Origin of the sequence: Roseivivax marinus (assembly GCF_900109705.1) — a bacterium.
GTDB lineage: Bacteria > Pseudomonadota > Alphaproteobacteria > Rhodobacterales > Rhodobacteraceae > Roseivivax > Roseivivax marinus.
This window is the reverse complement of the sequence record NZ_FOAI01000011.1, coordinates 105,753-132,433: the sequence shown is the minus strand read 5'-3', so window position 1 is coordinate 132,433 and position 26,681 is coordinate 105,753. Positions and strand designations below refer to the sequence as shown.

The 26,681-nt window shown below is 64.1% G+C and carries 26 protein-coding genes, 1 tRNA gene and 1 pseudogene; 13 read left to right on the top strand and 15 right to left on the bottom strand.

Going from position 1 to position 26,681, the window contains the following annotated elements:
- Positions 1-426 precede the first annotated feature (426 nt).
- The 4 genes from BMX29_RS14295 to BMX29_RS14280 all read right to left on the bottom strand — a co-directional run bounded on the left by BMX29_RS14295 (position 427) and on the right by BMX29_RS14280 (position 4,145).
- Complete coding sequence (locus tag BMX29_RS14295) at positions 427-1,458, bottom strand: IS110 family RNA-guided transposase (protein WP_092813988.1); 1,032 nt, start codon at positions 1,456-1,458, stop codon at positions 427-429.
- Between the two features lie 103 nt (positions 1,459-1,561).
- Positions 1,562-2,318, bottom strand: a protein-coding gene (locus BMX29_RS14290) for an IS5 family transposase (RefSeq protein WP_092813985.1) whose coding sequence is annotated in 2 segments (ribosomal slippage) — positions 1,562-1,988 and positions 1,987-2,318 — 759 coding nt in all. Because the reading frame shifts where the segments join, the coding sequence is not laid out codon by codon here.
- 110 nt (positions 2,319-2,428) lie between these two features.
- Positions 2,429-3,193 (bottom strand): alpha/beta hydrolase, encoded by a 765-nt coding sequence (locus BMX29_RS14285; protein WP_092813982.1) that lies wholly within the window; start codon positions 3,191-3,193, stop codon positions 2,429-2,431.
- A gap of 73 nt (positions 3,194-3,266) precedes the next feature.
- Positions 3,267-4,145, bottom strand: coding sequence for a LysR family transcriptional regulator (locus BMX29_RS14280; RefSeq protein ID WP_092813979.1), 879 nt, complete (start codon positions 4,143-4,145; stop codon positions 3,267-3,269).
- A 141-nt stretch (positions 4,146-4,286) separates the two neighbouring features.
- On the opposite strand from BMX29_RS14280, the gene BMX29_RS14275 reads away from it, so the two are divergent.
- The 4 genes from BMX29_RS14275 (at position 4,287) to BMX29_RS14260 (ending at position 8,746) form a co-directional block, all read left to right on the top strand.
- Entirely contained in the window at positions 4,287-4,799 is a 513-nt protein-coding gene (locus tag BMX29_RS14275) for a TRAP transporter small permease subunit (protein ID WP_092813976.1), read from the top strand.
- Positions 4,796-6,106 (top strand): TRAP transporter large permease, encoded by a 1,311-nt coding sequence (locus BMX29_RS14270; protein WP_092813973.1) that lies wholly within the window; start codon positions 4,796-4,798, stop codon positions 6,104-6,106. The genes BMX29_RS14275 and BMX29_RS14270 overlap by 4 nt, the downstream gene beginning before the upstream one ends.
- A 28-nt stretch (positions 6,107-6,134) precedes the next feature.
- Positions 6,135-7,247 carry a C4-dicarboxylate TRAP transporter substrate-binding protein gene (locus BMX29_RS14265; protein ID WP_092813970.1) on the top strand — a complete coding sequence of 371 codons (1,113 nt, stop codon included), beginning with the start codon at positions 6,135-6,137 and terminating at the stop codon, positions 7,245-7,247.
- A 545-nt stretch (positions 7,248-7,792) separates the two neighbouring features.
- Positions 7,793-8,746, top strand: coding sequence for a YihY/virulence factor BrkB family protein (locus BMX29_RS14260; protein WP_092813967.1), 954 nt, complete (start codon positions 7,793-7,795; stop codon positions 8,744-8,746).
- A gap of 74 nt (positions 8,747-8,820) precedes the next feature.
- On the opposite strand, the gene BMX29_RS14255 is transcribed toward BMX29_RS14260, so the two are convergent.
- From BMX29_RS14255 to BMX29_RS14240, 4 genes are all read right to left on the bottom strand, one after another.
- Positions 8,821-9,963 (bottom strand): DUF3618 domain-containing protein, encoded by a 1,143-nt coding sequence (locus BMX29_RS14255; RefSeq protein ID WP_139197016.1) that lies wholly within the window; start codon positions 9,961-9,963, stop codon positions 8,821-8,823.
- Positions 9,881-10,309: a phage holin family protein gene (locus tag BMX29_RS14250; protein ID WP_051487988.1), complete on the bottom strand. Its 429-nt coding sequence runs from the start codon at positions 10,307-10,309 to the stop codon at positions 9,881-9,883. The genes BMX29_RS14255 and BMX29_RS14250 overlap by 83 nt, the downstream gene beginning before the upstream one ends.
- Complete coding sequence (locus BMX29_RS19650) at positions 10,309-10,863, bottom strand: hypothetical protein (protein ID WP_244889243.1); 555 nt, start codon at positions 10,861-10,863, stop codon at positions 10,309-10,311. Before BMX29_RS19650 ends, BMX29_RS14250 begins: the two co-directional genes overlap by 1 nt.
- Positions 10,864-11,208: 345 nt before the next feature.
- On the bottom strand, positions 11,209-12,540 hold the full coding sequence (locus tag BMX29_RS14240) for a mechanosensitive ion channel family protein (protein WP_043847511.1): 1,332 nt from the start codon (positions 12,538-12,540) through the stop codon (positions 11,209-11,211).
- Positions 12,541-12,796: 256 nt separating this feature from the next.
- Between BMX29_RS14240 and BMX29_RS14235 the strand changes: the two genes are divergently transcribed.
- Positions 12,797-13,429, top strand: a complete 633-nt coding sequence (locus BMX29_RS14235; RefSeq protein ID WP_092814003.1) for a tyrosine-type recombinase/integrase — start codon at positions 12,797-12,799, stop codon at positions 13,427-13,429.
- A 194-nt stretch (positions 13,430-13,623) separates the two neighbouring features.
- Here BMX29_RS14235 and BMX29_RS14230 read toward each other — a convergent pair whose 3' ends face one another.
- Together BMX29_RS14230 and BMX29_RS14225 are read right to left on the bottom strand one after the other, a co-directional pair.
- Complete coding sequence (locus BMX29_RS14230; protein WP_092813962.1) at positions 13,624-14,442, bottom strand: ABC transporter substrate-binding protein; 819 nt, start codon at positions 14,440-14,442, stop codon at positions 13,624-13,626.
- A gap of 26 nt (positions 14,443-14,468) precedes the next feature.
- On the bottom strand, positions 14,469-15,203 hold the full coding sequence (locus BMX29_RS14225) for an ATP-binding cassette domain-containing protein (RefSeq protein WP_244889242.1): 735 nt from the start codon (positions 15,201-15,203) through the stop codon (positions 14,469-14,471).
- A 230-nt stretch (positions 15,204-15,433) separates the two neighbouring features.
- Here BMX29_RS14225 and BMX29_RS14220 point away from each other — a divergent pair, with 230 nt between their 5' ends.
- From BMX29_RS14220 to BMX29_RS14205, 4 genes are read left to right on the top strand one after another with little or no spacing between them, the layout of a single operon-like run.
- Positions 15,434-16,243, top strand: coding sequence for a molybdate ABC transporter substrate-binding protein (locus tag BMX29_RS14220; protein ID WP_092813956.1), 810 nt, complete (start codon positions 15,434-15,436; stop codon positions 16,241-16,243).
- A 4-nt stretch (positions 16,244-16,247) separates the two neighbouring features.
- Positions 16,248-17,279: an iron ABC transporter substrate-binding protein gene (locus BMX29_RS14215; protein WP_092813953.1), complete on the top strand. Its 1,032-nt coding sequence runs from the start codon at positions 16,248-16,250 to the stop codon at positions 17,277-17,279.
- 7 nt (positions 17,280-17,286) lie between these two features.
- On the top strand, positions 17,287-18,273 hold the full coding sequence (locus BMX29_RS14210) for a FecCD family ABC transporter permease (RefSeq protein WP_092813950.1): 987 nt from the start codon (positions 17,287-17,289) through the stop codon (positions 18,271-18,273).
- Positions 18,270-19,067: an ABC transporter ATP-binding protein gene (locus tag BMX29_RS14205; RefSeq protein WP_092813947.1), complete on the top strand. Its 798-nt coding sequence runs from the start codon at positions 18,270-18,272 to the stop codon at positions 19,065-19,067. The genes BMX29_RS14210 and BMX29_RS14205 overlap by 4 nt, the downstream gene beginning before the upstream one ends.
- On the opposite strand, the gene BMX29_RS14200 is transcribed toward BMX29_RS14205, so the two are convergent.
- Positions 19,040-19,252, bottom strand: a complete 213-nt coding sequence (locus BMX29_RS14200) for a TOBE domain-containing protein (RefSeq protein ID WP_092813945.1) — start codon at positions 19,250-19,252, stop codon at positions 19,040-19,042. The two genes, BMX29_RS14205 and BMX29_RS14200, sit on opposite strands and share 28 nt — an antisense overlap.
- 83 nt (positions 19,253-19,335) lie before the next feature.
- Here BMX29_RS14200 and BMX29_RS14195 point away from each other — a divergent pair, with 83 nt between their 5' ends.
- On the top strand, positions 19,336-20,460 hold the full coding sequence (locus BMX29_RS14195) for a putative sulfate/molybdate transporter (protein WP_092813942.1): 1,125 nt from the start codon (positions 19,336-19,338) through the stop codon (positions 20,458-20,460).
- A 252-nt stretch (positions 20,461-20,712) separates the two neighbouring features.
- On the opposite strand, the pseudogene BMX29_RS14190 reads toward BMX29_RS14195, so the two are convergent.
- Positions 20,713-21,210 (bottom strand): annotated as a pseudogene (locus BMX29_RS14190) (integrase core domain-containing protein); the annotation flags it as partial.
- Positions 21,211-21,561: 351 nt separating this feature from the next.
- Here BMX29_RS14190 and BMX29_RS14185 point away from each other — a divergent pair.
- Together BMX29_RS14185 and BMX29_RS14180 are read left to right on the top strand one after the other, a co-directional pair.
- Positions 21,562-22,005, top strand: a complete 444-nt coding sequence (locus BMX29_RS14185; RefSeq protein WP_092813939.1) for a hypothetical protein — start codon at positions 21,562-21,564, stop codon at positions 22,003-22,005.
- Positions 22,006-22,414: 409 nt separating this feature from the next.
- Complete coding sequence (locus BMX29_RS14180; protein WP_092813936.1) at positions 22,415-22,774, top strand: plasmid mobilization protein; 360 nt, start codon at positions 22,415-22,417, stop codon at positions 22,772-22,774.
- Positions 22,775-23,166: 392 nt separating this feature from the next.
- On the opposite strand, the gene BMX29_RS18860 is transcribed toward BMX29_RS14180, so the two are convergent.
- The gene (locus BMX29_RS18860) at positions 23,167-23,490 is read right to left on the bottom strand and encodes a hypothetical protein (RefSeq protein WP_139197014.1); all 324 of its coding nucleotides are present in this window, start codon (positions 23,488-23,490) and stop codon (positions 23,167-23,169) included.
- A 502-nt stretch (positions 23,491-23,992) separates the two neighbouring features.
- Here BMX29_RS18860 and BMX29_RS14175 point away from each other — a divergent pair.
- Positions 23,993-24,310: a hypothetical protein gene (locus tag BMX29_RS14175; protein ID WP_092813933.1), complete on the top strand. Its 318-nt coding sequence runs from the start codon at positions 23,993-23,995 to the stop codon at positions 24,308-24,310.
- Between the two features lie 749 nt (positions 24,311-25,059).
- Here BMX29_RS14175 and BMX29_RS14170 read toward each other — a convergent pair.
- Both BMX29_RS14170 and BMX29_RS14165 read right to left on the bottom strand, forming a co-directional pair.
- Positions 25,060-26,334 (bottom strand): DUF6538 domain-containing protein, encoded by a 1,275-nt coding sequence (locus tag BMX29_RS14170; protein WP_092813930.1) that lies wholly within the window; start codon positions 26,332-26,334, stop codon positions 25,060-25,062.
- A gap of 145 nt (positions 26,335-26,479) precedes the next feature.
- Positions 26,480-26,569: transfer RNA gene (locus BMX29_RS14165), tRNA-Ser, on the bottom strand.
- Positions 26,570-26,681: the final 112 nt, after the last annotated feature.

Sequence of the window (26,681 nt, the reverse complement as noted above, 5' to 3'; positions counted from 1 at the left end):
TCAGGCCACAAGGCTCAGACGCCAAACACCGCCCCGTCACCAACCTTGGCCGAGGTTGGTGACGGGGACAGAATAGCGAACCTGAGATACAGAAGGCTCAGGACTTCGGTAACGGGGCCGGTGCGGTCAAGCGGTTTCGGCCACACGAGATTGCCCGCCGGCCTGCGGGTATAGTTTTCGATGGTCTCGAGCCGCTCTGCCGGCGCTGTCTTCTCTGCTGCGAGATCACCCCGGGTGCATGCTTCGGTCCGTGGTCAGCGCGAGGGCTGCCATCAAGATGCGGGTTCGGTGCAATTCCGATGTGTCCATCTCATAGGCGTGCTCGGCGGGGCCGGCATCAGTCCTGAGCGCGACATCATCGGAACCACGTCCCTGGGGACCTCGAAGACCTGCGGTCAGGCAGGTAGCCGATGGGAACTCACAATGTCATGCCGCGTGACTGATCGGCGCCTCCGCCTGGAAGACCGTCCCATCACGCCACATTCGGTGCAGCACAACGGCAATCCGTCGGGCCAGCGCGACCATCGCGCACTTGCGGCCGCGGCGGCGGGCGACCTGCACGGCCCAGGTTCGGAGCCAAGTTGACGGCCCGCGGTTCATCATGACGGTTGCGGCCTGGCACAAGGCCCGGCGCAGATTGGCATCTCCCGCCTTGGTGATGTGGCCCGAGACGTCCCGCTCGCCGGACTGGTTGCGCGAGGGCGTCAGACCGGCCCAAGGCCCGACCTTCCTTGAAGAAGTGAACCGGGCCGGGTCATCGACCGCAGAGCGGAACGTCAGCGCCACGACTGCGCCGATCCCCGGCATGGACATCAGGCGCCGGCACACCTCATCGCCTTGGGCGAGACCACGAACGCGTCGCTCGAACTCGGCCAGTTCGCGGCGCAGGGCTGCGCGGCCACGAAGCATTGGTTCGGTCGCAGCTTCCAGCATCGCGTTGCCTGCCGCCAACTCTCGAATACGACACTCGAAGCGACCTCTGGAGATCGCGCCGACCTTGAGGCCGAAGTTCCGCAGCAGGCCGCGCAGCGACATCTCCAGCGAGATCATGCTCTGCTGTACCGCCTTGCGTGCCGACAGCAGCGCCCGAACTTCTTGCGCCGAGACGGATTTGCAGTGAACCGGACGGAACCACCCAAGATGCAGCAACCGCGCGATGCCCTCGGCGTCCCGCCTGTCGGTCTTGATCGGCATCGCCTTCAGCGCGCCTTTCACCTGGCGCGTTTCCATCAGCACCACGTCGAGGCCGGCGGTCGAAAGCCCCCGATGCAGCCACTGAGACAGCGGTCCGGCTTCGAGGCCAACGGCAGCAATGCTGCCCGGCTGGGTGGCAATCCAGCGCGCGAGCGCCTCGGGTTCGCTGGCCACCTCCGCCTCCTTCACGATCCTCCCGTGCTCGTTCAGCACGCAGACGGCGGTCTTCTCCAGCGATACGTCCAGTCCGACAAACAGTCTCATCCCGTGATCCTCCTCCAGGGTGCGATACGGGAACGGCGACAGCTCGCGCGACAGCTGGCAAGCGGCAACGGGCGGCGCATGGCGCAGGCCCCGTTACGGCATCTCATAACCAGTAGATGACGGTCGCAGCGAGCGCGATGGCCGAGAGGAAGACCTTGGGGCATCGGTCGTGATGAGTGGCAATTCGGCGCCAGTCCTTGATGCGGCCGAACATGATCTCGATGCGGTGGCGGCGCCGGTATCGGCGCTTGTCGTGTTTAACCGGGGCCGTGCGCGACGTGCGTGGCGGAATACAGGCGCGAATTTTGCTGTCTGACAACGCGTTACGGAACCAGTCGGCATCGTATCCGCGGTCGGCGATCAGCCAGTCCGCCTGAGGCAGTTGGCTCTGTAGCGCGAGCGCGCCCTTGTAGTCGCTGACCTGGCCGGCGGTCACGAAGAGGCGGACAGGCCGTCCATCCCGGTCGGTCACGGCATGCAGTTTTAAGTTCATGCCGCCCTTGGTCCGGCCGATCAGGCGGCCACGCCCCCTTTTCAGCCTGCAGGCTCGAGGCCGTCCGGTGCGCCTTCAGATAGGTCGCGTCGATCATGATCGTCCGGCAATCGGACTGCTCGGCGGCGAGCCCCTCCATGATCCGGGCGAACACGCCCATGCGGCTCCACCTGATCCAGCGGTTGTAGAGGGTCTTGTGCGGGCCGTATTCACGCGGCGCATCCCGCCACCTCAAGCCGTTGCGATTGACAAAAATAATCCCGCTCAGAACACGCTTGTCATCAACCCGCGGCTTGCCATGCGACTTCGGAAAGTAGGGCCGCAGCCGTTCCATCTGCGCGTCGGTCAGCCAGAAAAGATCGCTCATCGTCAGCCTCCTTCGAGCGGAGGCTGAATCACGCGAAGCCGTTCTGATCAATGGGTCCTGAGCCTAAGAACAGACAGCGGAGGCCTCAGAGGATCGACACAGTCAATGCTCTATTTACCGGAACTGAGCCTGCTCACGTTAGACGCGATCGCGTCGGCATCGTGATCGAGGGTTGCGACATGCCACGACCGCCGCATCCAGAACAGCCGGATGTCGTCCGAGGAGACGCGGGTCGCGATATGCGTAGCGTTCTCGGGCGCGACCACATGATCCGTCCGGGATTGCATGATTAGCAAGCGCTGGCGAATGAGCGGCAGGAGCGCCCCCGTCGCGTTCGTCAGCAGAAACCGTTGCTGGAGCGTGACGTGCGGGATGCGGTCATAGCAAAGTTCCCGCTCGCCCTCCTTGGCGATATCACTGCCGATCCCCGAAACGAATTCCGGCGCCGCGGGATCGTAGAGCGGCGCCACGACCTCAGGCCGGTAGAGACCTGTTGAACCGTTGATGCTGAAGACGCCGTCGATCGAGTCCCGCTGCCGAGCCGCGATATTGAGAGCGATGGTCGCGCCCAGCGACAGCCCTCCGATGAAAATCCGCTGGCATCGCATCTGCAGGGCCCGCATCGCAGCCTCGGCCGAATCGACCCAATCCTGATGGGTTGTCCGGGCCAGATCGTCGGCCGAGGTCCCGTGACCGGCCAGAAGAGGTCCCATGACTGTCGCGCCGGTCAGATCGTGGACCGATTGCGCAACGCGCCGGACACTCTGGGGCGTGCTGGTGAAGCCGTGAAGCATCAGAACGCCCGTCGGACCGCCCTCGAACAGGAACGGTTGAGCTTCGGGCGCATCGAACGCGGGCTGCGACGTCTGGTCCATGGCTGCATTTGGACCGCATGGCGACACCGGGACAAATAGTCTTACGTGATCGAGCGATAACGCTTCGATATCACTACGCCGAGAAATGCGTTCGGAACGAGCGCAGCAAGCCCGTGTCGGCCGATGCGCTCCACGCCATAGCGATGCCAGCCTTCGCCGGGAAGTCCGGCACGATCTGCGCCTCTAGCGAGGCCGGAAGGCTCTCCGCAGCGGTCATGGGAAAGAGCGTGACGCCCCGCCCCTCAGCCACGCGCTGAAAGATGACCTGCACATCCCACGCTTCGTCCACGACGCGGGGCGCAATCCCGACCCCGGCGAACGCGGTGTCGAGCAGAAGCCGCCAGGACCGCCAATTTTCCCGTACTCCCATGACGAGGTCTGCCCGCGAGAGCGCGTCAGACGTGACCGGGGCTTTGCCGCGCGGCGCGACAATGCCGATCTGAGACGACCATATGATCGACTGCTCGATCGCCGGGTGCTTGGTGCTCGGATGAGACAGGAGGAACCCGATGTCGATCGCCCCACTACGTAGGGATTTCAGCATGTTGTCGGTGGACATGACGTGCATCTCGACCTGAACGCCGGGCGAGGCGGCGTGAAACCTGTCGAGTCCCTCCGAGATATCGGGCGACGTCGCGAGCGCGGAATAGCCCACGATGACGTGGCCGCGGGATCCTTCGACGTTGCGCCGTGAGGCGCGAATGGCGCGCTCGAACTGCGATACGGCGAGCCGGGCGTCTTCGAGGAAGGTCCGACCTGCGTCGGTCGGCGCGACCACTGCGCCCGAGCGGTCGAAGATCGTGAAGCCGAGATCCGCCTCGGCATCCTTCACGCTCTTCGATATCGCGGGCTGCGCGATATTGAGCAGCTCGGCCGCTCGACGGAAGCCGCCGGCGTCGGCGACGGCTATAGCGTATCGCAGATGCCTGACGTCGAGGCGGCTGGGCTTCATGACCCTATCCGTGGGTTGGGCGATAACATATCGGTATCAGACGATCATTAAACGCTATTTGTCAATAAGCGGCCCTTCCGAAACCCTTCACGGGCGTTGCGGGTCCGGGGGGAGCCGGTCCTGCGGAGGAAAGGAGGTTCGATGCTTCGTATGTTCCAGAAAGCGACCGGTGGTCTCATGCTGCTCGGCGGCCTCGGTGTGGTCCTGATGATGCTCAACATCGTCGCCGACGTCGTGTCCAAGCTGATCTGGAACGCGCCCATCCAGGGCACGGTCGAGGTGTCGTCCTACTACTACATGATCGTTCTCGTGATGCTCCCGATGGCCTTCGTCGAGATGGAGGACGAGCAGATCTCGGTGGATCTGCTCTTCGACCGGTTTCCGCCCGCACTTCAACGCGCGGCGCTTGTCGCAACCGGGATTGCCGCCGCCGCGATCCTTTCGATCATGGCCTGGCGCACGGGGCTCGATGCGCGGCGCGCGCTTCGGGTCGGCGAGGTCGTGATGGGCAGCCGCGAAATCACGGTCTGGCCGGCGCGCATGGTTCTGCCGCTCGGCTTCGGGCTGGCGGCGTTCGCGTCGCTGCTGCGGGCCATACTCGCCGCGCGTGGCATGTCGACGGCGCGCCACCACGATCCGAGAGGCGCATCATGAGCAACTTGGCCATCGGATGGGCCGGGGTCGGCATCCTGTTCGCGCTTCTTGCCGTGCGCATGTCCATCGGCGCGGCACTGATGATCGTCTCCTTCGTCGGCATCACCGTCATGCTGAACCTTCAGGCCGCGCTCGGCATCGTCAGCGCGATGCCGTTCAACCTAATCGGGGACTGGTCGCTGACGGCGATCCCGATGTTCCTTTTCATGGGCTTCGTCGCCGCCAACACTGGGCTCACCGCCGGAGCGTTCGACCTGCTGCGCGTGCTCCTGGCGCGCGTTCCGGGCGGGCTCGCGTCGGCGAGCGTCGGCGCATGCGGTCTCTTTGCCGCCGCATCCGGGTCCTCCATCGCGACGACCGCCGCGATGAGCCGTATCGCCGTGCCCGAGATGATCCGGGCGCGCTATCATCCCTCGCTTGCAACCGGTGTGGTGGCGGCGTCCGGAACGCTCGGCTCGCTTATCCCGCCGTCGATCCTGATGGTGCTCTACGGCATCTTCACAGAGCAATCGATCGGGCAGCTCTTCGTGGCCGGGCTCATCCCCGGCGTGCTTTCGGCGTTGGTCTACATCGCCATGATCACGACCCGGGCCTCCCTCGACCCGAGCCTCGCACCACCGGTGCAGGACAGGATCGACAGGCGCGCCCTGTGGCGCCTCGTCCTCGCCGTCTGGCCATTCCCGGTTCTCGTCCTCGGCGTGCTGGGCGGTATCTTCGGCGGGTTCTTCACCCCGACGGAGGCCGGGGCGGTCGGCGCGTTCCTCGCCCTCTGCGTGGCGCTCCTGCGCGGCTCGCTGACGTTGCCCGCGCTGAAGCTCGCGATCCGTCAGACCACGCTTGCCACCTCGTCGATCTTCTTTCTGTCCATCGGCGCGGTGATGTTCACGCGATTCATGGGCCTGTCGGGCGTGCCGCGCTTCCTTGCCGACGCGATGCTCGCGGTCTCGGACAATCAGGTCGTCATAATCCTGATGATCGCCGTTCTTTTCGTCATCCTCGGCATGATCATCGACTCCATCGGGCTCATCCTGCTGACGCTGCCCGTCCTTCTGCCGGTGCTCGAGGCGGCGGACGTGAACCTCATCTGGTTCGGCATCATCTGCATCAAGCTGCTCGAGATCGGTCTCGTGACGCCTCCGGTGGGGCTCAACCTTTACGTGCTGCACAGCGCGCTCGCCGGAGAGGTCCGGCTGCGCGACATCATCTCGGGCACCACATGGTTCATCGCGATGGACATCGTGACGCTCGTGCTGCTGATCGCCTTCCCGGCCATCAGCCTCTTCCTGCCATCGCTCATGGCGCAGTGAGGCAGGCTTCATCAAAAGGGAGGATTTCATGAGACTTCAGACAGCTGTGCTCGCGCTTGCCGCGGGTGGACTCGCCAGCGCTGCCGTGGCGCAGAACGCCAACCACTTCTTCGCCGAGCGTCATTCGATGGTGCGCGGGCCTTACGTTGAGTTTGCCGAGCGTGTGGCCGAGGATACAGGCGGCGAGTTGCAGTTCACCGTCTTCACCGGCGGCTCGCTTCTGCCGCCGGCTGCCTCCTTGCAGGGCGTGCGGGACGGGGTGGCTCAGGTCACCTACCACGCTGGCACATATACCCCGGCCGAGCTTCCCGTCGCCAACCTCGTCGGCAACGCGGCCTTCTACAACACCGACCCGATGGTAATGGCCTTCGCCTCGACCGAGTTCGGCCTGACCAACGAGGCTGCGCTTGCCGAATGGCGCGAGAACGGCATCGTCTTCGGGGGCGGCTACTCCACCTCGGAATACGTGATGATGTGCAACACGCCCGTCGAGACCTACGAGGATATCCAAGGCAAGCGGTTGCGCATGGCCGGCGGCGCCTGGTCGCGCTTTGCCGAATTCGTCGGAGCGGTCCCGGTCTCGATCCCCTCGTCCGAGATGTATACCGGCCTCGACACCGGTTCGCTCGACTGCGCGGTCGCGGCTGCCGACGCCCTCGACAGCTTCTCGCTGTCGGATGTGGTGACATCCATGAACACGCTGGCGGTCGGCAACTACTATTCCGGCTTCGAGTGGGGCTACAACCGCGGCTTCTGGCAGGGCCTGACGCCCGAGGTTCGCTCTGTCCTCTTCGACCAGATGGCCTACTACCTTGCCGAGCACCGGGTCGAGTTCGACGCCGATGTCGAAAAGGCGGTGTCCTCGGCCACCGAGAACGGCATGGAGGTCTTCGAGCCGGACCAGGCGCTCCGCGATGCGCTGGCCGAGTTCGTGAAAGCGGACGAAGCCGTGCTGCTCGAGAACGCGCGCGAGCGGGGCCTCGAGAACCCCGAAGAGATCCTCGCCGACTACAAGCGCATCGTCAATCGCTGGGCCGATCTGCTGTCGGAGGTTGACCATACCGACGTGGAGGCCCTCGCAGAGCTCGCTCGCACCGAGATCTACGACAACCTCGACCCGGCCAGCTACGGAACCGAGTAACTGCTTCTTGGCGCACGGAACTCGGCGCCCGCGGCATCGACCTGCCCCGGGCGCCGTTGCGTTTGAAATACGATCTGTTCAGGCGCTTCTTCGAGCCCGCACGTAGCGGCCGTAACCTGCCTTTCAGTCCTCGGCCGATCGCCGCGGTGCAGCTTCACCAATCCAGCCATTCGTCCACCGCGCAGCATTTTGGGAAGATGAAGGTCAGGTCCGCGGACCCTTGGCCTGTTCGCCGCACGCGCTAATCGTATGGCGTCGTTTCAAAAACCCTTCAGCGAAGGAGGGAGCGATAACTATTGCGGCTGTCTCGAAACGCCACGTAGTTTGGCAAAACATCATCCCGACATCCCGCATCATGTGATTTGGTGCTTCAAGCGATTGCGGCCTCGGGCGGGCGCAAGGGCATATGAATCCGCGTAGAATGAACGGGCCCCAATGCCATTTTCTTTGTCCCTGTCAGGTCTGGTCATGTGAAATTATCATCGTAGGAACGAGTCTCACGGCCCCCGGTTGAGCCACCACAGTCTTAAAACCGCGAGGCAGGCATGAGCAAAACAAATCAACGCGGACGTCGCGCGGAGCGACCGGGGCAAATTCCCGCTCGAGGCTGGTGGGACATCGGACTGCGCGTCTACCGCGAGTTGTCTCGGGATCACGTCTCGGTCGTCTCGGCGGGCGTTGCGTTCTTCGGCCTGCTGGCGCTGTTTCCGGCGATCGGAGCGCTGATGTCCACGGCGGGACTTCTCATGGACCCGGCGACAATCGAACTCCAGCTGGAAGAGTTAGTGGCGATACTTCCGAAAGACGCGGCCGAGATCCTGCAAGGCCAAGCTCGCGCAGTCGCATCGAACGGCGGGACCAGCCTTGGCTTGGCCGCGCTCGCCGGGCTGGCGCTTTCGATCTACGGCGCGTCAAAAGGCATGAGCACCCTGATGGAGGGCATGAACATTGCCTACGATGAAGAAGAGACCCGCGGCATGATCAAGCAATACGCCGTGTCCTTCGCGCTTACCGTGTTCCTGATCCTCGGGGTGCTCGTATCGCTTGGACTGACCGTTGCGGTGCCTGCGCTGATCGGATCGCTCGGGCTGCCCGATGCGCTGACGACACTGCTGGACTGGGGCCGTTGGCCGCTCCTCGCGGCGCTCACCGTGATCGGCCTCGCGGTGTTGTATCGCTACGGTCCCTCGCGTCAGGATCCAGAATGGCGCTGGGTCACGTGGGGCTCGGTCATCGCGATGGTCTTCTGGATTGCGGGCTCCATTGCCTTCTCGCTCTACGTCCGCAACTTCGGAGATTACAACGAATCCTACGGCGCGATCGGTGGGGTAATCGTTCTGCTGACATGGCTTTGGCTGTCGGCCTACATTGTCCTGCTCGGGGCGGAAATCAATTCCGAGATGGAGCATCAGACCCGGCACGACAGCACGACGGGTCGTGAGCTTCCCATGGGCAAGCGTGGCGCAGTCAAGGCGGATCACGTCGGCGAAGCACAATAGACGCCTCGCCAACGCAAAGGAAAGCGCCCGCGTCGCAGGACGCGGGCGCTCGTATGTCGTTGTGGCGGAAGAGATCAGCCGCGCTTGGGGCCAAGGTCTTCTTTCTCGGCCTGACGCTCGGCGGCGGTCGCGATGCGCTCGGCGGCCTCCTCGGTCTTGTCGACCGCGGCATCTGCGGCGCTGCCATCTCCGCGTGTGTTGCGGTCCGCCTCGTCCTTGAGACGGCGGCTCGCGTCGTCGGCGTCAGCACGAAGCTCGTGTCCGATCGTGCGCGCCTCGTCCGCCGCTGCGCCGGCGACACGCTCGACCTTGGCGCGCTCTTCCTCGAAAAGCTTCTCCGCATCCTCGTAAAGTCGGTCACTGTGCGGTCCGAGTTGCTCGTCTTCCATCTGCGTGCGCGGCAGGCTTCCCGCAAGGAGCGCACCAGCAGCCAGCGCCAGCGCGCCAGCAACCAAAGGGTTCTCATCGAAGAAATCAGCGCTGCGGTTTGCGCCACGGCGCGCCTTTCGTTGAGCTTCTTCGCCGGCGAGGATTGCACGCTCGCGCGCAGCGACGATCCGCTCTCGCGCCTCGGCGTTCATCTTCTCGGTGCCTTCGGAAAGGCTCTGCGCCATATCCGAGGAGCGATCCCGAACACGGCCCGCCGCGTAAGACGCGCCGTCTTTTGCCGAATGCGCACCGCTCGACACAGATTGGGCGCCCGAGCGGACATGCCCTTCCGTGCGATACCAACTGGCCCGCGCACGCTGGCCCGCTGTGGATCCCGTTCCGGCGGCGCCCTTTGGCACCGGGCCGCGCGGCGTGAGCGGGGCCGAAGGGTCAGCCGAGGGCGCGCCGTGGCGGTCCTTGCCATTCAGGGCGTGCTGCGCCTCGCGATCGAGACGGTCAGCGGACGGCCCCTTGCCGAACATCAACCAGCCGAGGCCTACTGCCGTCAGGCCGAGCGCCAGCGGGTTGCCGCGGGCCGCGTCCATCGCAGACTTGCCGAAATCATCGCCATGCCGGCCGATATTGTCGGTGATGCTGCGGAAGATACTATCGGGCGAAAAGGTGGTCTCGAGCGCCCGGAGAGTGCCTTGCAGCCCTTCGCGGTTTGCTTCGAGCTCGCGCTCGATCTCGTCGGGTGTGCGGATATCACTCATTGGACAGTTCCTTTGCGACGGTCTCGCGGTCGCGATCGAGGTTTTTCTTCGTGCGCGTAGGCGCGAGCGAAGCAAGTTTGAGATTGCTCTGCCCGATCTTCACCAAGATGCCAGCCAGGATCAGGAGAGCGCCGCCCACGATCAGGGCCGACCAGCCGGGCGCGATGCCCATCTCTGCAATCGCCGTCACAGCAGCCCCTGCGAGAACGTTCAGCGATACGAGCAGCATGACAATGCCGCCAACGAGCAAGCCAACGGCAGTCCCGGCCTTCTTGACGTTCTGGTCAAGCTCGGCGCGGAACAGGTCCATCTCGCCGCGAATGAGGGCAATGACCTGCCGCAGCGCGTCGCTGAGAAGCGTGCCGGTATCGCGGATTTGGCGCCGCGCGCCGTCGGTGGTCTGCGTGTCAGTGCTAGACATCAGGAGTCTCCCGGGGTCTTGGGTTCCGCGGGCACGACCATAGGTCCGGTCGACGCCGTGCTGTCGCGGGTTGGGTTGGGGCGCGTGGATTGTGCGGGGGCCGCGGTCGACGCGTGCGCCGCAGGCTCGTCATATGTCGCGCTCGCGGAGCTGTCCGACCGCTCGTTCGCACTCTCGGTGCGCGGGTGCGACGAGGCTTGCGCAAAGCGGGTTGCCGCGAAACCGGCGAGCGCTGCACCGCCCAAGAAACCCATGGGATTGCGGCGAGCAAATGCACTCACATCTCCCGCCAGCTCGCCCAGATCGCGGTCGCGAAGGGCGTCCGATGCGCCCGCGAGGCTCTCCGCGATCTGGCCGAAGGTGCGCTCTTGGGGCGAACCGCTGCGCAACTCCTGAGCCGCGGTGCGCAAGGCGCTGGCGATGCCCGACATCTCGGACGCCGCACCGCTTTTGGCGCGTTCAGCCTGATCCATCGCTTCCTGCTGCACGCGAGCGCTCGCGTGCTCGGCCGCGCCGCGGGCATCGTCTCCGAGCCGTTCGGCCGAGCGCTTCATGTCGTCGCCTGTCTCGCGGCGGACGTCGCGGTCGTCTCTGTATATTTCTGACATTCTGTCCTCTTTCGCTAAGGTCTGATGTGGCCGACCCTCACATGGAGCGCCGACACCACCCAATGCAGACCGGCGCTATCAGCACGCACCTTGTCGGCCCGCCGCATCGATAGTGCGGAGGCAACGGCAAAAGGCCGTGCTTTGATCGATCGCTTTTGGAAATCTGCTTAGGTCGTGTCACTCGAACGCGAGGTGGCCTAGGTCGTTCCCTCAATCGCGTCTGGAGAAAGTTCCAATGACATTTATCAATTGTGAGGGGAAACGCGGAACCTCGGGTTTCGAGTTTGCCGACTACTCCCGTGGTGCGTCCTTTGCGAGGAGATCGCCGGATTCCTCTCGTTCCGCCGCCACGAGGGGGATCAGTGCCTGCTCTTCGGACTGGCGATCCGACCGGGCCGTCGATTCGGAGCGCAATGGTGGCGTGGACCTTGCGCTCTGCTGCGTCCTTTCGGCAATGTCGGAGGCGTTCCCAGCACCTTCAAGGCGGATGCGATACGTTGTATCGGGGATTGCGACCCCAGCGGCCTCGATAGCGGCTTTCACCAGGCGAATTGCATCGCCGCGTGCTGTGACGAAGCCGGTCTCGTTCTGGTCGATCCAGCCGGTCACCCTCAGGATCGCCCCGGATTCGGTGATGTTCTCGATCCAGACGAGTTCCTCGGGGTCACCCAGAACGAAGGGCTGCGCCTTTAACGCCGACTGTGCCAGCTGTCGCGTCGCCTCCAGGTCGGCATCGGGATCAATGCCGATGTCGAAGGAAAATCGCCGGGCCGGGTTTTGGGTGTAGTTTACGATCCGTCCTTTGAAGACCGTGGCATTCGGAATGCGGATATGGTTGCCGTCCAGCGACAGCAGGATCGTCGCCCGCGAGGTCAGTCGGATAACGCGCCCAACATCGCCCGCGATCTCAACAAGATCGTTTGGCCGGAATGGCTGGCGCAGACTGAGCATGATCGAAGCAACAAAGTTCTCCACCGTGTCGCGGACCGCAAAGCCGATTGCGAGGCCCACGATGCCGGCGGCGCCGAGGATGGTGCCAAGGAGGGCTGCCGCTCCAACGAGATCAAGCGCGACCACGATGCCTACGGTGGCGGCGGCGACACGAAATGCCTGACGATAAATTCCTGCGATGAAAACGTTCGGCGCTATACGATCCCAAAAACGCGATCGTGCCAGCAACGTCCCGAGGGCAACGATCGCAACGAACGCGCCGGCGGCGACAGCGAACAAAGGTAAGCGTGCAATAAGCTGATTGAACCGCTCGCTGAAGCGCTCCAATGCCGGGTTAATCTGCTGTGAGACGTCGTCGGATGCTGCGAGGGCGTTGTTGACCGCGACGACGCCCTCGATGCGTCGGGCAATGTCTGCCATATCTTCGTTAACACCCTGATCCGCGATCTCCCCCGTTAGGGTGACCACCCCGGCCTCTACTGACACGGTGATCCCATCGTGATCGAGGGCGGAGAAAATTCCGCGTAAACGGGCGGCGATGCTCTCGTCAGAAGGCGCTTTTTCGACTGCTACGACGGAAGGAGCGCCAGCTGCCGGATCGTTTCCCTGAGCGGGAGCCTGCGTCCCGAAGGCAGCCAGAACGCAGAGGATACGAAGGACGCGATGAACCATAAGGTATAGTTAGCGAAGGGCGCGCCGAGCAGCCAGCCGCAGTTTTGAAGGTCCGTTTCCAACACGGCGTTCCAATAAAGCATGTCTGCTCCTGATGTAGATTTGCTCTAATTCGTTTTACTGCACTCGCGAACGCTAGGGCCGGCATGAAGGTCATTCTGGGCCCAAAGCCGACTTTCGCCGCGGAGTGGTGGTATGGTGGGGTGTCGGCGAGGTGCTGAAGACGTGGGGGGACCGGTGGATCGGAGGAACCATGATGTCTACCGCCAACCTACCAGCAATCCGCGCCTGCCGTCCCGCTTGGAACAAAGGGCGCATCGTCGGCCAGAAACGTCCGCTGCAACCGAAGCATGTCTGGGCGATACGCGTCCGCCTCGAGATCGCCCAGAGGACCCGAAAGCTGGCACTCTTCAACCTCGCCATCGACAGCAAACTTCGGGGCTGCGACCTGGTGCGACTCAAGGTGTCCGACATCTATGCGGCGGGCCAGGTCAAGCACCGGACCGCGATCGTCCAGAGCAAAACACTGAGGCCAGTGAGCTTCGAGATCACCGAAGGGACACGGAAAGCAATCGGAGCCTGGCTCGATGCCCCGCTCATGGTTGGATCGGAGCATCTCTGGCCGGGGAGGTTCCACGAGCGGCTGCACATCTCGACGCGGCAGTATGCTCGCCTCGTCCGGGACTGGGTGACCTCTATAGGCCTCGAGCCAAACGCTTATGGCACCCATTCCATGCGGCGCACAAAGGTCGCGCAGATATACCGAAAGACCGGCAACCTGCGGGCGGTGCAACTCCTCCTTGGCCACACGAAGATGGACAGCACGGTCCGTTACCTCGGCGTCGAACTCGAAGATGCGCTCGCCATCGCTGAGGCGGTGGATATCTGAACTGGACGGCCCGGCTTGTCGCGGCCGGCCCAGAGCCGCCGTTCAGCAATTGCCTGACGCTACGACGCAGCTTCACAGGAGCCGCCATTCGAACCAGTATGCAGCTTCAGGTGGCTCGGTAACACCGAGCGACCTGAAGCTTGGAATATTGTGTTCAGCACACAGGTGAGCTGGCCCCCCAAAAAAAGCCGCGATCAGCTCTCCGGCGCGTTCGGAAAGAACAGCTGCTGGCCCTCGACCTCGTAGGCGCCAATCGCCTCCTGGCCATCCGCGGAGAGCAGCCAATCTGCGAACGCCTGCGCCGCATTGATGTTCACACTCGGGCAGTGCTCGGGGCTCACCGGGATCACACCATACTGGTTGAACAAGTCTTCGTCGCCCTCGACCAGGATCTCGTAATCCCGCTTGTTCCCGAAGCTGATCCATGTAGCGCGGTCGGTCATGACGTAGGCGCCCATGCCGATACCGGCGTTCAGCGTTGCGCCCATGCCAGAGCCCGTTTCGCGATACCAATCTCCGGACCCTGAGGTCGGATCGGCGTCCGTGTCGGCCCAGAGGGACGTCTCCTTCTTGTGCGTGCCGCTGTCGTCGCCGCGCGAGGCGAAGGTCGCGCCGCTCTCGGCGATCTGGCTCAGGGCGTCCTGCGCGTCGCTCATGCCGCTCACACCCGCAGGGTCTTCAGAGGGCCCGACGATGACGAAGTCGTTATACATCAGGTCGGTTCGTTCGGTGCCGTAACCCGCTTCGACGAAGGCTTCTTCCGCGGGCTTGGCATGCACAAGCAGAAGATCCCCGTCGCAGTTTTCGGCGTTCGTGATCGCCTGACCGGTCCCGACGGCGACGACGTTGACCTGAATGCCGCTTTCCTCCTCGAACATCGGCAGGAGGTGGTCATAGAGGCCAGAGTTTGCGGTCGACGTCGTCGATTGCACGATGATGGACTGGTCCTGAGCGTATGCGGTCCCCGTCAGCAGGAGCGCTGCGACGGATGTGCAGATGGCGCGTTTGAGCATGTGGTTTTCCCCCTTGGTTTGGAACGTCAGACGACGATGTTGCCGTCGAGGTAATCCCGGGCCGCCTGCGATGCGGGCGCCCGGAAAAAGTCCGCGGCCGGGCGGTGCTCTTCCACCCGGCCGCGAAACAGGAACACGACGTCGTCAGCCATGCGGCGGGCTTGGCCGACGTCGTGAGTTACGAAGACGATGCGCACGCCGCGGTCCCGCGCGTCCGAGACGATCCGCTCGATGGCGAGAACGGAAGCAGGATCGAGGCTCGCCGTGGGCTCGTCGAGCAGCAGGACCTCGGGATCGATGGCCAGCGCGCGGGCCAGCGCAAGCCTCTGCGCCTCGCCGCCCGAGAGAAGTCGCGCCGGCTGGTCCGCCTTGTGCGCGAGGCCGACATGGTCGAGCAGGTCCGGCCCGCGCGCGCGATCCAGGCCGCGGGTCTTCAGGACGAAGTCAATGTTCGCCGCCACCGAGCGGCGCAAGAGCGTCGGGGCCTGAAAGACCAGCGATTGGAAGCGTGTCACGCCCGACGCGGGATGGCCGGCCCAAGTCGCATGTCCTGCGCTCGGCTGGATCAACCCGTGCATGACTTTCAGCAGGAGGCTCTTTCCGGCGCCATTGGGGCCCATGAGTATGGTGCAGCCCGGCCCTTCGAGCCGAAGATCGAGGCCGTCGAGCACGGCATGATAGCCAAACCGCAGGGTCAGCCCCTCTGCCACGAACGGCAGAAGGCGGCTTCCGACAGCCGGCTCGGTATCAAGATAGGTCAAGACATCTGCGATTTGCTGCAAAATTTCCGACGCGATAATTGCTAACCATGTGCCACACTGAGCGCTCGATCGGAGATTTCAACAACTAACTTGTATGGAATCTGCGGCCTCAGCGTCCTTGTAGATGTGTGCGGGCCGCTACACCTTGCGTTTGACTGCAAAATTTCCCGCGGCCACTATGTCGCCGAGTGAGGCCAGCGGAAGCGATCGTTCATGCGGGGAGGAGCGACATGCGTCTATCGACGTTATCCATCATCGGGGCGGCACTGATGAGTGCTGGCCCGGCGATCGGACAGGACAGCGTATCATTAATCGCGGCCGGCAGCCTGCGCGCGGCGCTCGGCCAGGTCGCATCCGACTACGAGACTGCCAGTGGGACGACTGTCGAAACGACGTTCGGTCCCTCCGGCCTCATGCGGCAGGAGATCGAGAACGGTGCAAAAGCGCATGTCTTCGCGTCGGCGAACATGGCCCACCCACGCACCCTGGAAGAGGCCGGACGCGGCGGCCCGGTGGTCCTCTTTGCCCGGAACCGTCTCTGCGGGATCGCGCGGCCGGCTCTCGACATCGCGTCCGATACGCTTCTGGATGTCATGCTGTCCCAGGGCACGCGCCTTGGCACCTCGACGCCCGGCGCCGATCCGTCCGGCGACTACGCGTGGGACCTCTTCGGCAAGGCCGAGGGCCTGAGCCCGGGCGCGCAAGAGGCGCTCGAAGAGAAGGCGATGCAGCTGACCGGGGGCCCGGACAGCGAGCCCGCGCCGGAGGGCCGCAACACCTATGCCTGGGTGATGGAGAATGACCGGGCGGACCTGTTCCTGACCTATTGCACCAACGCCGTGCTGGCACAGCGGGAGGTGCCGGACCTGCAAATCGCGCAGGTGCCCGAGGCGTTGTCCGTGGGGGCCGATTACGGGCTGATGGTGCTCAATGATGCGCCGGACGCCGCGTGGCGGCTCGCATTCCATATCCTCTCGCCCGCCGGACAGGCCGTGCTCGCGGACTACGGCTTCGATACGCCCGGCCTTCCGAGAGAGTGACAGTATGATACTCCGAACCCTCGTCGCCCTCGCGCTTCTCGCAACCCCGGCGGTCGCGCGCACCGTCACCGACAGCGCCGGCCGGACGGTGGAGGTGCCGGACGAGATCGAGACGGTCTTTGCCGCAGGCCCGCCGGCCTCGGTTCTGGTCTACGTCGTCGCGCCTGAGACCCTGACCGGATGGCCGCGCGCCCTCAGGCCCGAGGAACGGGACTACATCGCCGAACCCTATCGCGACCTGCCCGAGACCGGCCGGCTGACCGGGCGCGGCGGCGAGGCCAATCTCGAGCGTGTTCTGGAGATCGCGCCGGATCTGATCCTCGATTTTGGCTCGGTGCGCGACACGTATGTCGATCTCGCAAACCGCGTGCAGGAGCAGACGGCCATTCCCTACATCCTGATCGACGGACGGTTCGAGAACACGCCCGAGGCCCTTCGGCTACTCGGCGAGGTGCTCGGCAAACCCGAGCGCGGTGAGCAGCTGGCGCGCGATGCGGAAGAGACCTTCACCCGGATCGACGCGATATTAGACGACGTTCCTGAAGAGGAGCGTCCCCGCACCTACCTCGCGCGCGGACCGGACGGGCTCGAGACCGGAATGAAAGGCTCGATCAACACCGAGATCATCGAACGTGCGGGCGGCGCGAATGTCGCCGACGACGGCGGGCGCACGCAGGGCCTCGTGCAGGTCTCGCCCGAGCAGGTGATCGTCGCGGACCCGGAAATCGTCGTGACATGGGACCCGACCTTCTACGACCGCGTCTGGGACGATCAGATTTGGGCTGACGTCGATGCGGTGCAGAGCGGAGAGGTTTACCTCTCGCCGACAGCGCCTTTCGGCTGGATCGACCGCCCGCCGTCTCTCAACCGGATGATGGGCCTTCGATGGATGGCGCGGCTCTTCTATCCTGAGCGGTGGGAGGGCGATCTGCGCGATGAGACGGCCGAGTTCTACAAGACGTGGTATCAGGTCGAACTCGGCGACGCCGAGCTCGACCGGCTGCTCGAATGGGCCGAGGGTCGGCCGCCCGAATGAGGGCCGCATGACGCGCTTCGGGCTGAACGGTGCTCTGTCGGTGGGCCTCGTTGCGCTCGCCTTCGGAGCGTTGCTCGTGGGTCCGTTCGGGCTGACCCCGGAGCAGACCGTCGCCGCGCTGCTGGGCCAGGCGGGCGACCAAGCGCAGATCGTCGTCTGGAACATCCGCCTGCCGCGCGTCGCGGGCGCCTGCCTCGTCGGAGCGGCGCTGGCCGCGGCCGGGGCGAGCTACCAGGCGCTCTTCCGCAACCCGCTGGTGTCGCCCGATATCCTGGGTGTCTCCGCCGGGGCCGGTCTCGGCGCCGTGGCGGGGATCTTCCTGTCGCTGCCGGTGGTGCTCATTCAGCTTTCGGCCTTCGTCGGTGGCCTCGCGGCCGTCGCCGTTGTCATGGCCGTGGCCTCTGCCGTGCGCGGAGGCGATCGGGTGCTGACGCTGGTCCTGACGGGCGTGGTGATCGGCGCGCTCGCCGGGGCAGCCACGTCGCTCCTCAAGGTCCTGGCGGACCCTTACGACCAGTTGCCCGCGATCACCTTCTGGCTGCTCGGCTCGCTCGCCTCGGTCACCTCCGCCGATATTCTTCCCGCGCTTCCCGCCGTTGCGTTCGGGCTGCTGCCCCTCGTTCTGCTCCGCTGGCGGATCAACGTGCTGTCGATGGGCGACGAGGAGGCGCGCGCCCTCGGGATCGAGGCGGGCCGCACGCGCCTCCTGGTGATCGCGGCGGCGACGCTGGTCACGGCCTCGGTCACGGCGGTGGCGGGCGTCGTCGGTTGGGTTGGGCTCGTCATACCGCATATCGCGCGGATGCTGGTCGGTCCCGGCTTCGGACGCCTTCTCCCGGCCTCGGCGCTGATCGGCGCGGGCTACCTGCTGCTCGTCGACACCGCGGCGCGCACCATCGCTCAGATCGAGGTGCCGCTCGGTATCCTTACCGCTGTCATTGGCGCGCCGGTCTTCGTCTGGCTGCTGGCCTCGGGCCGCCGGGGCTGGACATGAGGCTCGCGGCCACGGATCTCGCCATCGGCTACGGGCGCGAGCGGATCGGCGCGGACCTGTCGCTCGCGCTCGGTCCGGACGAGATCGTCTGCCTGCTGGGGCCGAACGGCTGCGGCAAGACCACGCTCTTCAAGACGCTGCTCGGCCTGCTGCCACGGCTCGGCGGCACGCTTGCGCTCGACGGCGCGGACATCGCCCGCATGTCCCGGCAGGACATCGCCCGCGCCATCGCCTATGTGCCGCAGGCCCACGCCCCGCCGTTTCCGTTCGAGGTGCTGGAGGTAGTCCTCATGGGCCGGACCGCGCGGATCGGGACCTTTGCACAGCCCTCGGCGCGCGACCGGACGATCGCCATGGAGGCGCTCGCGACACTCGGCATCGCGGACCTCGCCGGTCGCGATTATGCGCGGCTTTCGGGGGGCCAGCGGCAACTGGTGCTGATCGCCCGCGCGCTGGCGCAGGAGGCGCCGCTCATCGTCATGGACGAACCGACGGCCAGCCTCGATTTCGGCAATCGCCTCGCGGTGCTGGACCGGATTGCCTCGCTGGCGCGAAACGGGAGCGGACGCTGCGTCATCCTGTCCACGCACGATCCCGATCAGGCGCTCGCGCTTCAGGCGCGCGTGCTTGCGATGTCGGCCGGGCGGATGATCGCCGAGGGCCCGGCGGTGGACGTGCTGTCGTCTGCGCGTCTTTCGGAGATTTACGGCGTCCCGCTGACGGTCGAGCGCACCGCCAGCGGACGCCGTGTCTGTCTGCCCGAGCTTCAGTCGTCGGCGGCGACCATTACATGAGACGCCTTGATGACCGCATAGGCCTCCGTGCCTTTGGCGAGATCGAGTTCCTCGACGGAATCGTTCGTGATCATCGAGGTGATGATCGTCCCGCCGCCGACGTCGATCTTCACCGTGGCGTTCACGGCGCCTTTTTCGACCTCGACGACTGTGCCCTTGAGCTGGTTGCGCGCGCTGAGTTTCATCGATCTATCCTCCTGAAATTGCTTTCCTCTCAACGTCTGTTTCTATTGCCAGAGTTCAAGGCTGAAGTCGCCCGAGGCCCTGTATGACTGGGGAGCGGCACCGCTGGACCCTGGCCGAATTCAACGGAGCTCTCGGCGACACCGGCACGCTTCTGCCGCTCTTGATCGGTGCGATCACGGTTGGCGGGATGTCCCCGATTCCGGTGCTACTCGGATTCGCGCTCGCGTATCTGGTCACTGGTCTCGTCTATCGCCTTCCTGTCCCTGTGCAGCCGATGAAGGCGATAGCGGCCCTTGTTATGGTTACGGAAGTCACACCCGAGGCAGTCGCCATGGCAGGGCTCATGATCGGTGCGGTGCTGGTCCTCCTGGGTGCCACCGGGGCGATCGACCGGCTTGCGCGGCTGGTGCCACGCTCGATCATCGCAGGTCTTCGGCTCGGATTGGGCCTGAGCCTTGCATGGATTGCTCTGGGCCTCATGATGGGTGACCTCGCTATGGCAGCTGCGGCTGTCGCGCTGCTGGCCGTCGCGCGCTGCATGGGAGCGCCGTCCGCCTTTATCCTTATCACGGCGGGGGCCATCATCGCAGCCGTATCGGACGCGCCGGTGAATAACATCCAGGGGGCTTGGCAGCCCGACTGGGTCATCGCGCCGAATTTGTCGGTTGCCTCGGATGCGCTGACCGACATTGTCCTCCCCCAGCTTGCACTGACGCTGACGAACGCCGTCATCGTGACAGCGCTCGTCGCCGGTGAACTTTTCGGAACCAAAGCCGCGCAGGTAACGCCGAGACGTCTATGCCTGTCCTCCGGGCTATTGAACTGCGCACTGGCTCCCTTCGGTGCGCTCCCCATGTGTCACGGCGCGGGCGGCTTGGCCGCGCACAATGCCTTCGGCGCGCGAAGTGGTGCCGCAGTGCTGATGATGGGAGGTTTACTGGCTATTGCGACCCTATCTGCGGACACGAGCACGACCCTTCTTGTGAGCTTTCCCGAAAGTGTGCTCGGCGTCCTGCTCCTCGTCGCAGCGATCGAGCTCGCGAAAGATCGGCGGCTGACGGATAGTCGACCATCCTGTTATCCTGTCATCGGCATCACTGCCGTGATCTGCGTCGTGCTCGATCCATTTTCTGGTTTGGTTGCAGGAACCGTCGCTGAGTTTCTCCGTAAATGGGTGCTTCATCATATGCGGCTCCGCGAACAATAGTGAGCACTGCCTCAGGTCCGCTTTCTGCCGGCGTCACCGAAACCGTTCGCGTGCGCAGCGAACGTCCAGTTTCCGCCCTGCCTCTTGGGTGACTGCGCAGGCGCAGCATAAACCGAGCGTGTGCGGCGAATTGCCGGAAGGGTCCGCGGTGCCGTCGCTCAGGCAGGCCGCAGCGAAGACACACACCGAGCCCAATCTACTTGTTGAATGGCGCGCCTGGAGGCCCATACACTTTGCTGTGACCCCCAATCTTCATCCACCCGAAGCCGGAGCCCGGCGGTTAGATTGGCGCGGGTGCGCCGGTGGAGCAATGGGCGATCCGCGCAGCGTTTCAGGTGCGCGGAGCGGATCGTCCATTGCGGTGAGTTTGGCGGCATAGGCCGCCGGGGGCATGTAGCCGAGCGCGGAATGCGGCCGGCACGAGTTGTAATCGGCGACCCACCGGGCGGTGGCATCGCGAGCGTGGTCGAGACTGACAAACAGGGTTTCGTTGAGGAGTTCGTCGCGCATTCGGCCATTGAAAGCTTCGCAGATCCCGTTCTGCATCGGCTTTCCCGGCGCGATGAAGTGCCAGGGCACGCCGGTCTTCTGCGACCATTCGAGCATGTCGTTCGAGGTGAACTCGGTGCCGTGGTCGCTGACGATGAGCCCGGGAGGGCCGCGCCGATCTATGAGACCGGACAACTCTCGCGCCACTCTGCGCCCGCTGATGGACGTATCGACGACGGCCGCCAGACATTCCTTGGAGATTGGCCAGCGCCTCCTTGGCGCCGGCCGGGCTCTCCGGAAGCTGGGTCAGGCCGCTTTCCAGGGTCTGGCGCCGCGCCTCGGCGAAGGCCGTCTCGGCCTCGGTGATGGCCTTGCCGGCCGCGTCCCGCGCCTCGGTGGCCGTCTTGATGGCAAGAGCGGCAGCGTCGCGCGCCCGTGCCGCGGTGTCGAGGGCCGCTTGATGGATAAGCCGCATCGACGAGATGCGTTGATCATCAATTGCCGATGATGGGAACGGTCTCTGCAACGGATATGTGGATAACCTCGCCGCCGCGCTTCCGTGAGAAATCTTGGCGCATACCTCGTCACCGTCCAACAGAGGAGTAAAAAGTTATGCCCAAGACGCCCACGAAGACCGACGCCGAAATCCGCACGGCGATCCTTGCTTTCCGCGACCAGCATGGTGAGTGGCCCACTTACAACCAGGTCCGCGAGATCCTTGAGGGGCCTGCCGGCAATGATCGGCTGGCCCGCATCTCGCGGTCGGTCAAGATCGATGTTGAGCAGCGGCCGGGGACCGCAACGGCACAGGAGCTGGAGGCCGCGATCGTGGCTGGGATCCATGCCGAGCTTAATGTCACCGAAGAGCCTCTGCTTGTCCTGAAGGACATTCGCCGCAGGGTGATTGAGGCGCTCGAGACGGCAGAGCGTCAGTGCCTGGAGCGCGAGGTCGGACGGCGGCGTGTGATGCAGGACCAGTTGCGGTCCGTCGACGGTATTCTCGATAGCTTGAGAAAGGGTATCGAGGCCGGCAAGACGCGCGCGAGGGGGGCCTAGCACGTCGTTGCGCCCGGGTGCCGCATGCGCGCGGCCCGACGCCCTAGCCGAGTTCGGCGCCACCGAGCACCTCACTCCATTGCATTGTGTGGCCTCTTTGGCCCGCCCACTTCCCGCGAAATACTTTATGGAGTTCCCTCGCGCGTGCGGCCGGATCGCAAAATTAGCGAATGATCCTGCACTGGCCCATGCCATCGCTGGGCAGGTTCATCAGATTCTTTAAGGGGCTCGAAAATCTGAAGAACTCGCTGCGCGCATCTTCGTTTGGGAGTGCGGCAGCGGAGACCGCCTCGCCACGCAAAGCTCGCCTGCGAGATCATCTTTTTCCGATAATCCGATGAGCCGCGATCGGGATCTGCCGATCTGGAGCGAGGCCCCTCGGACGGGTCCGTAGTAGAGGAGTTGACGCATGGGACATCGCCGCAACCGGGAGAGCGAAACGAGGCCCCGACGCATTCACGCGACTAACGGGGAGTGGCAGTGCGTTCGCGAAAAGGCCGAGACGGCCGGGCTCTCGATCTCGGCGTATCTCGTCGACGCTGCTCTTGCGCGCTCGGAATACACTTCGCGCCGTTTCGAGGTCGATGTGATCCGTCTGTTGACTGTATCCCAGCAAGCGCTGTCGGAAATCTCGGACAGCATTGCAGGGCGCGAGGCCGCACTCGACCAGCTCCAACTTGCGGATGCCCTCGACCGGGTCGCCGCGCGGATCGAAGAAATCGCCGCGGCCGTCGCGGATGGCGGTTCCGGACGGAGTGGTGGTCGATGATCCTGACGTGGTCCAAATACCAGAGCGGACCGGCCTCTGGCGCGATCGACTATTTCTTGGCCGCGCGCGTGCGGAAACAGCTGGATGGTCGATCGGTGATCGTCGGCCGCGATCCTGCACCCGAAATTCTGTTCGGAGCGCAATCCCTCGTCGGTGCGTATATCGACGCTCTGCCGTTCCGGTCTCGATACAGGTCCTGCGTGTTGAGTTTCTCGCCTGACGAGCTCGATGTCCGGAGATTCAATGATGGGGCTTCCGCGTCACGGACCGCGGTTTCCGGTGCCCTGCGACTGCTGCTCGAGATGGCCTATGCTGGCGTGCCCCTAGCCGCCCGACCGCCGGTCCTCGCATCGACGCACACGCATCTGGGACGTCTCGAGGTCAATCTGCTCCTACCGCGTGCGGTCGGACTTCCCGGCGATCAGCTCAAAAGCATCAACCCGCATCCGCCCGGACGCGAGAGCCGGGACGACTGGGATGCCTACACCGACGTCGTAAACGCGACTTTCGGCTGGGCGGACCCGCGCTGCCCGATGCGGCGGCGACATATTACGCCACCCAGTTGGATGGCCAAAGCGGCCGCCGAGTTGATGCGGCGGGCCGAGCGTGGCGAGCAGGTCGGCGTCGATCAGAGCGATCCGCGCTACCGGGCATGGTCGCTCTGCCGCCAGGCGACCGCGGCGGGTCTCGCCGCTCGCGACGATATCGTCGCGCATGTCGGTGCGGGTCTCGGACCCTACGGCTGGGCGGTCACGAGCCAGTCGCGCGCCGACATCACGTGCGGGCCGATCGACGGGCAGGGGCCTCGAGTCACCTTCCGTGGCGCCGCGCTCGGAGACGGTGCGGAGGATGCGATTGATCCCTTCGATGCGATGTCGGCTCGGCAACTCGAGATCGCTGCCGCGCCGAAACGCCTCACGCAGGCCCTTAATCGGAGAGCCGATTTCAATCGCCGCAATTTATCGTCGCGCACTTGGCCGGATGTCATCCTGCCAGAACCTGCACAGCTACTCGACCGTCCGAGGCCGCTGATGACGTCTGGCGGCGCGCGGAGTTCTCTGCTCGGACGTCTGATTGACCGGCTCATGAGGGCCCTATCCGATCTCGTTTCGGCCCGAGCGATCGCCGCACTTGCGCCTAAAACCCTGACGGACCTCGCACTCACATTGGAGACGACCTGTGACGACCTTACCCGACGCAAATCCTGTCAACCATCGCATGGAACGCCTGATCGAACTCCTCGAGACGCTCCTCGAACGCCGAACGGACGGATCTCTGGCGGACCGCTTGGACGACATCATCGAGCAGCTCTCACGCGTCGAGCGCGCGATGACGAGCGCGTCGCGGCACATGGGAGAGGCAGCACCGAGGTTGGCAGGGGCGGTGACGCTGGACGACCTTCAGGCCATGGAGCGGCGGATGGAGGAGGCGCTCGCCCGGAAGGCCGCGATCCAGGCAGAGATGGCCGCGAAAGTCGACCACTTGATCGAAATGCTCGGCCTGCCGCCAGCTCGCGAGTCGAATGGCTCGCAGTGACGCGACAACTGGTATTGGAGGTTTTCGGTGGTTCGAGGTTCACGAGGTTCGGCGTTGATCAGGATGGGCAAGAGTGTATTCGCGTAGCCCATGACCACGAGGACATCGTCCTGTCCCTCGGGCGGGGTGAGCCTGGCCCTGAATGGTGTGAGAACGTCCGGAAACAGCTTTCCGAAGCGGCGAACGCGCGTCGAATTTGCGGCGCCGACCGCGAAGATGACAGCCACACGCCGGATTTCGATCTTTGAATCCGGCCCACGTATTTCGTCTATCTCGTAAGAAATGTGGATAATCCCTTAAGTGGGAAATTTTTGCGCGTATCTGCTTGAATGCAAGACGGCAAAATTGGTTCTCGGTCCGATCGGGAACGAAGTTCGACGCTGCAACCGCCTCAGGCGATGGCACGTGATTTTCCGGCTTGCACGTCACTCCCGGGCGACCGGGCCATCATCACCGCCCGAGAGGGTAGACGCGCCTGCGCGAACGAAGACGCCTGTTTTGACAGTATCGAGCCGCCCAAAATTCAACACTAACGATCGTGCCCGGAGCGCCCATCCGACGCCGTGCCGCACCTGCACGACCGATCGTCAGGTTGCGCGGATCGAGCGGGCTTTGACGCGTGCTGCGATGCTCGTGGAGTCCGACGATGCGTATCTCGAGATCTTCGTAAGGTTGGAGACCGAACTCGAAGCTGCGAGAGAGAAGCAGTCGGCATCGGCGCGGGCGAAGGCGATGGTCAGAGGCATTAGTCAGAATGCGATTTTCTGAAGAGCTTTCGCTTTGAATTCGAGCCCGCCGCCGTCGCCATACTTTTGCCGATGCGAGGTGTGACCCATCAAGTCGCTCCGAATGCGGTCATCGATACCGGCCCGTAGCAAACGGTCTTCGAAGCTGTGGCGTAAGGAATACATGACGTGCCTATCGCTCTCCATCAACCCATGCCCTCGAAGATATCGGTTGATTGTAGACGACAAGGTCGAATTGTCATCTCGGTAGCGCGGAAAACCCTCAGGAAAATCTCGGAGGGCCTGCAAGCTTACGCCAACCAGAGGCAGCAACCGTTTCGAGTTCTTATTCTTAATTTGCCTGTCGATACGGGGTTGGACCATCAGGTGTGGCACGTCCGCATTCAGGCGGAATTGCCCTGGAAGTGCGCAGGCGGCTTCGCTCGGCCGGTAACCGGTATTGATCATTCCCAAGAGAATGGCGCGGGCTTCCGGATCAAGCTGGGAGAGAGCCCCGTTCTTTAGAATGCGATCGCGAATCCATGCATCCGAAAACGACGGACGTTCCTCTTGTTCGGCCTCCCTGAAGGTAAGGCCACCGAGCGGAAGGACGAGGCCGAGCCGCTTCATACTATTGACCGTCTTCAGGACATCCCCGAGATGAATCAGGTCCTTGTTTGCGCTCTGGGGCTTGATCGCGTCCGCCTCAATGCGGTCCTGCAGGGCCGTCCTCATGTCCAGCATGTCATCGGCGGTGATTTCGTCGATAGGCTTGTCCCCTACGACCGTCACGAAGATCCTCACGGCTTTTTTGCGGGGGTTCGCCCAGCGGCGGATCTGATCGGCGCTCTTCCCGTATGTCTTGTCCTTGGCGAGCGACCAATAGGTCTCGAGAGCTTGCGTGACCGTCATCATGGAGTGCTTTGCCGTGCCGAGCACCGCGGCTGCCTCTACGGGATCAGGACGATGTCCCTTCGTGCCAATGGCCTCTATCCGGCTCAGAAGCGCCTCGAGGGGCAGGTCGACCACCTTGTCCATCGGCATGTAACGTAGCCCTTTCGCGGCAGCGATATCGCGCATCGCATCGACGTGACGTGAAGCCGTCGTGTCGTTTCCTGCCAGCTTGGCCTCCCACACCGCGATCTGCTCCTCCCAGACGCCCGGGGCCTTGTCGCGCGCTGCGCGCTCCGAGTCGGTATGAAGGCTGATCCAGATTTCGCCGCGTTCCTCTACGGGCGCGTAGCGTTTCGGCACGCGGCGCCGCAGATTCCACACTTTCCCGCGCTTCATGATGTTCATGATGCCTCCGTTCCTGCACGACACGTGTAGCAGTTTGTGTAGCAAAATGCAGGCATTGGAGAGCGCTCTAGCCGGTTCGGAAGAGCGTTTCGAGATTCAACTAGCTGTAATACAATAATATTTCGGGAGATAGATGCGGTGTTTATGGCGGAGAGACAGGGATTCGAACCCTGGGACCCCGTGAAGGGTCAACGGTTTTCGAGACCGCCCCGTTCGACCGCTCCGGCACCTCTCCGCGGGGGTCTGTGGAGGCGGCATGTAACGCGCGTGGCGGAGCGGTGCAACCCGGTTTTCACGGTTTTTCCACGCCGGCGTTTCAGCCCCCGCACGCGAGTTTGTCTTGAGGG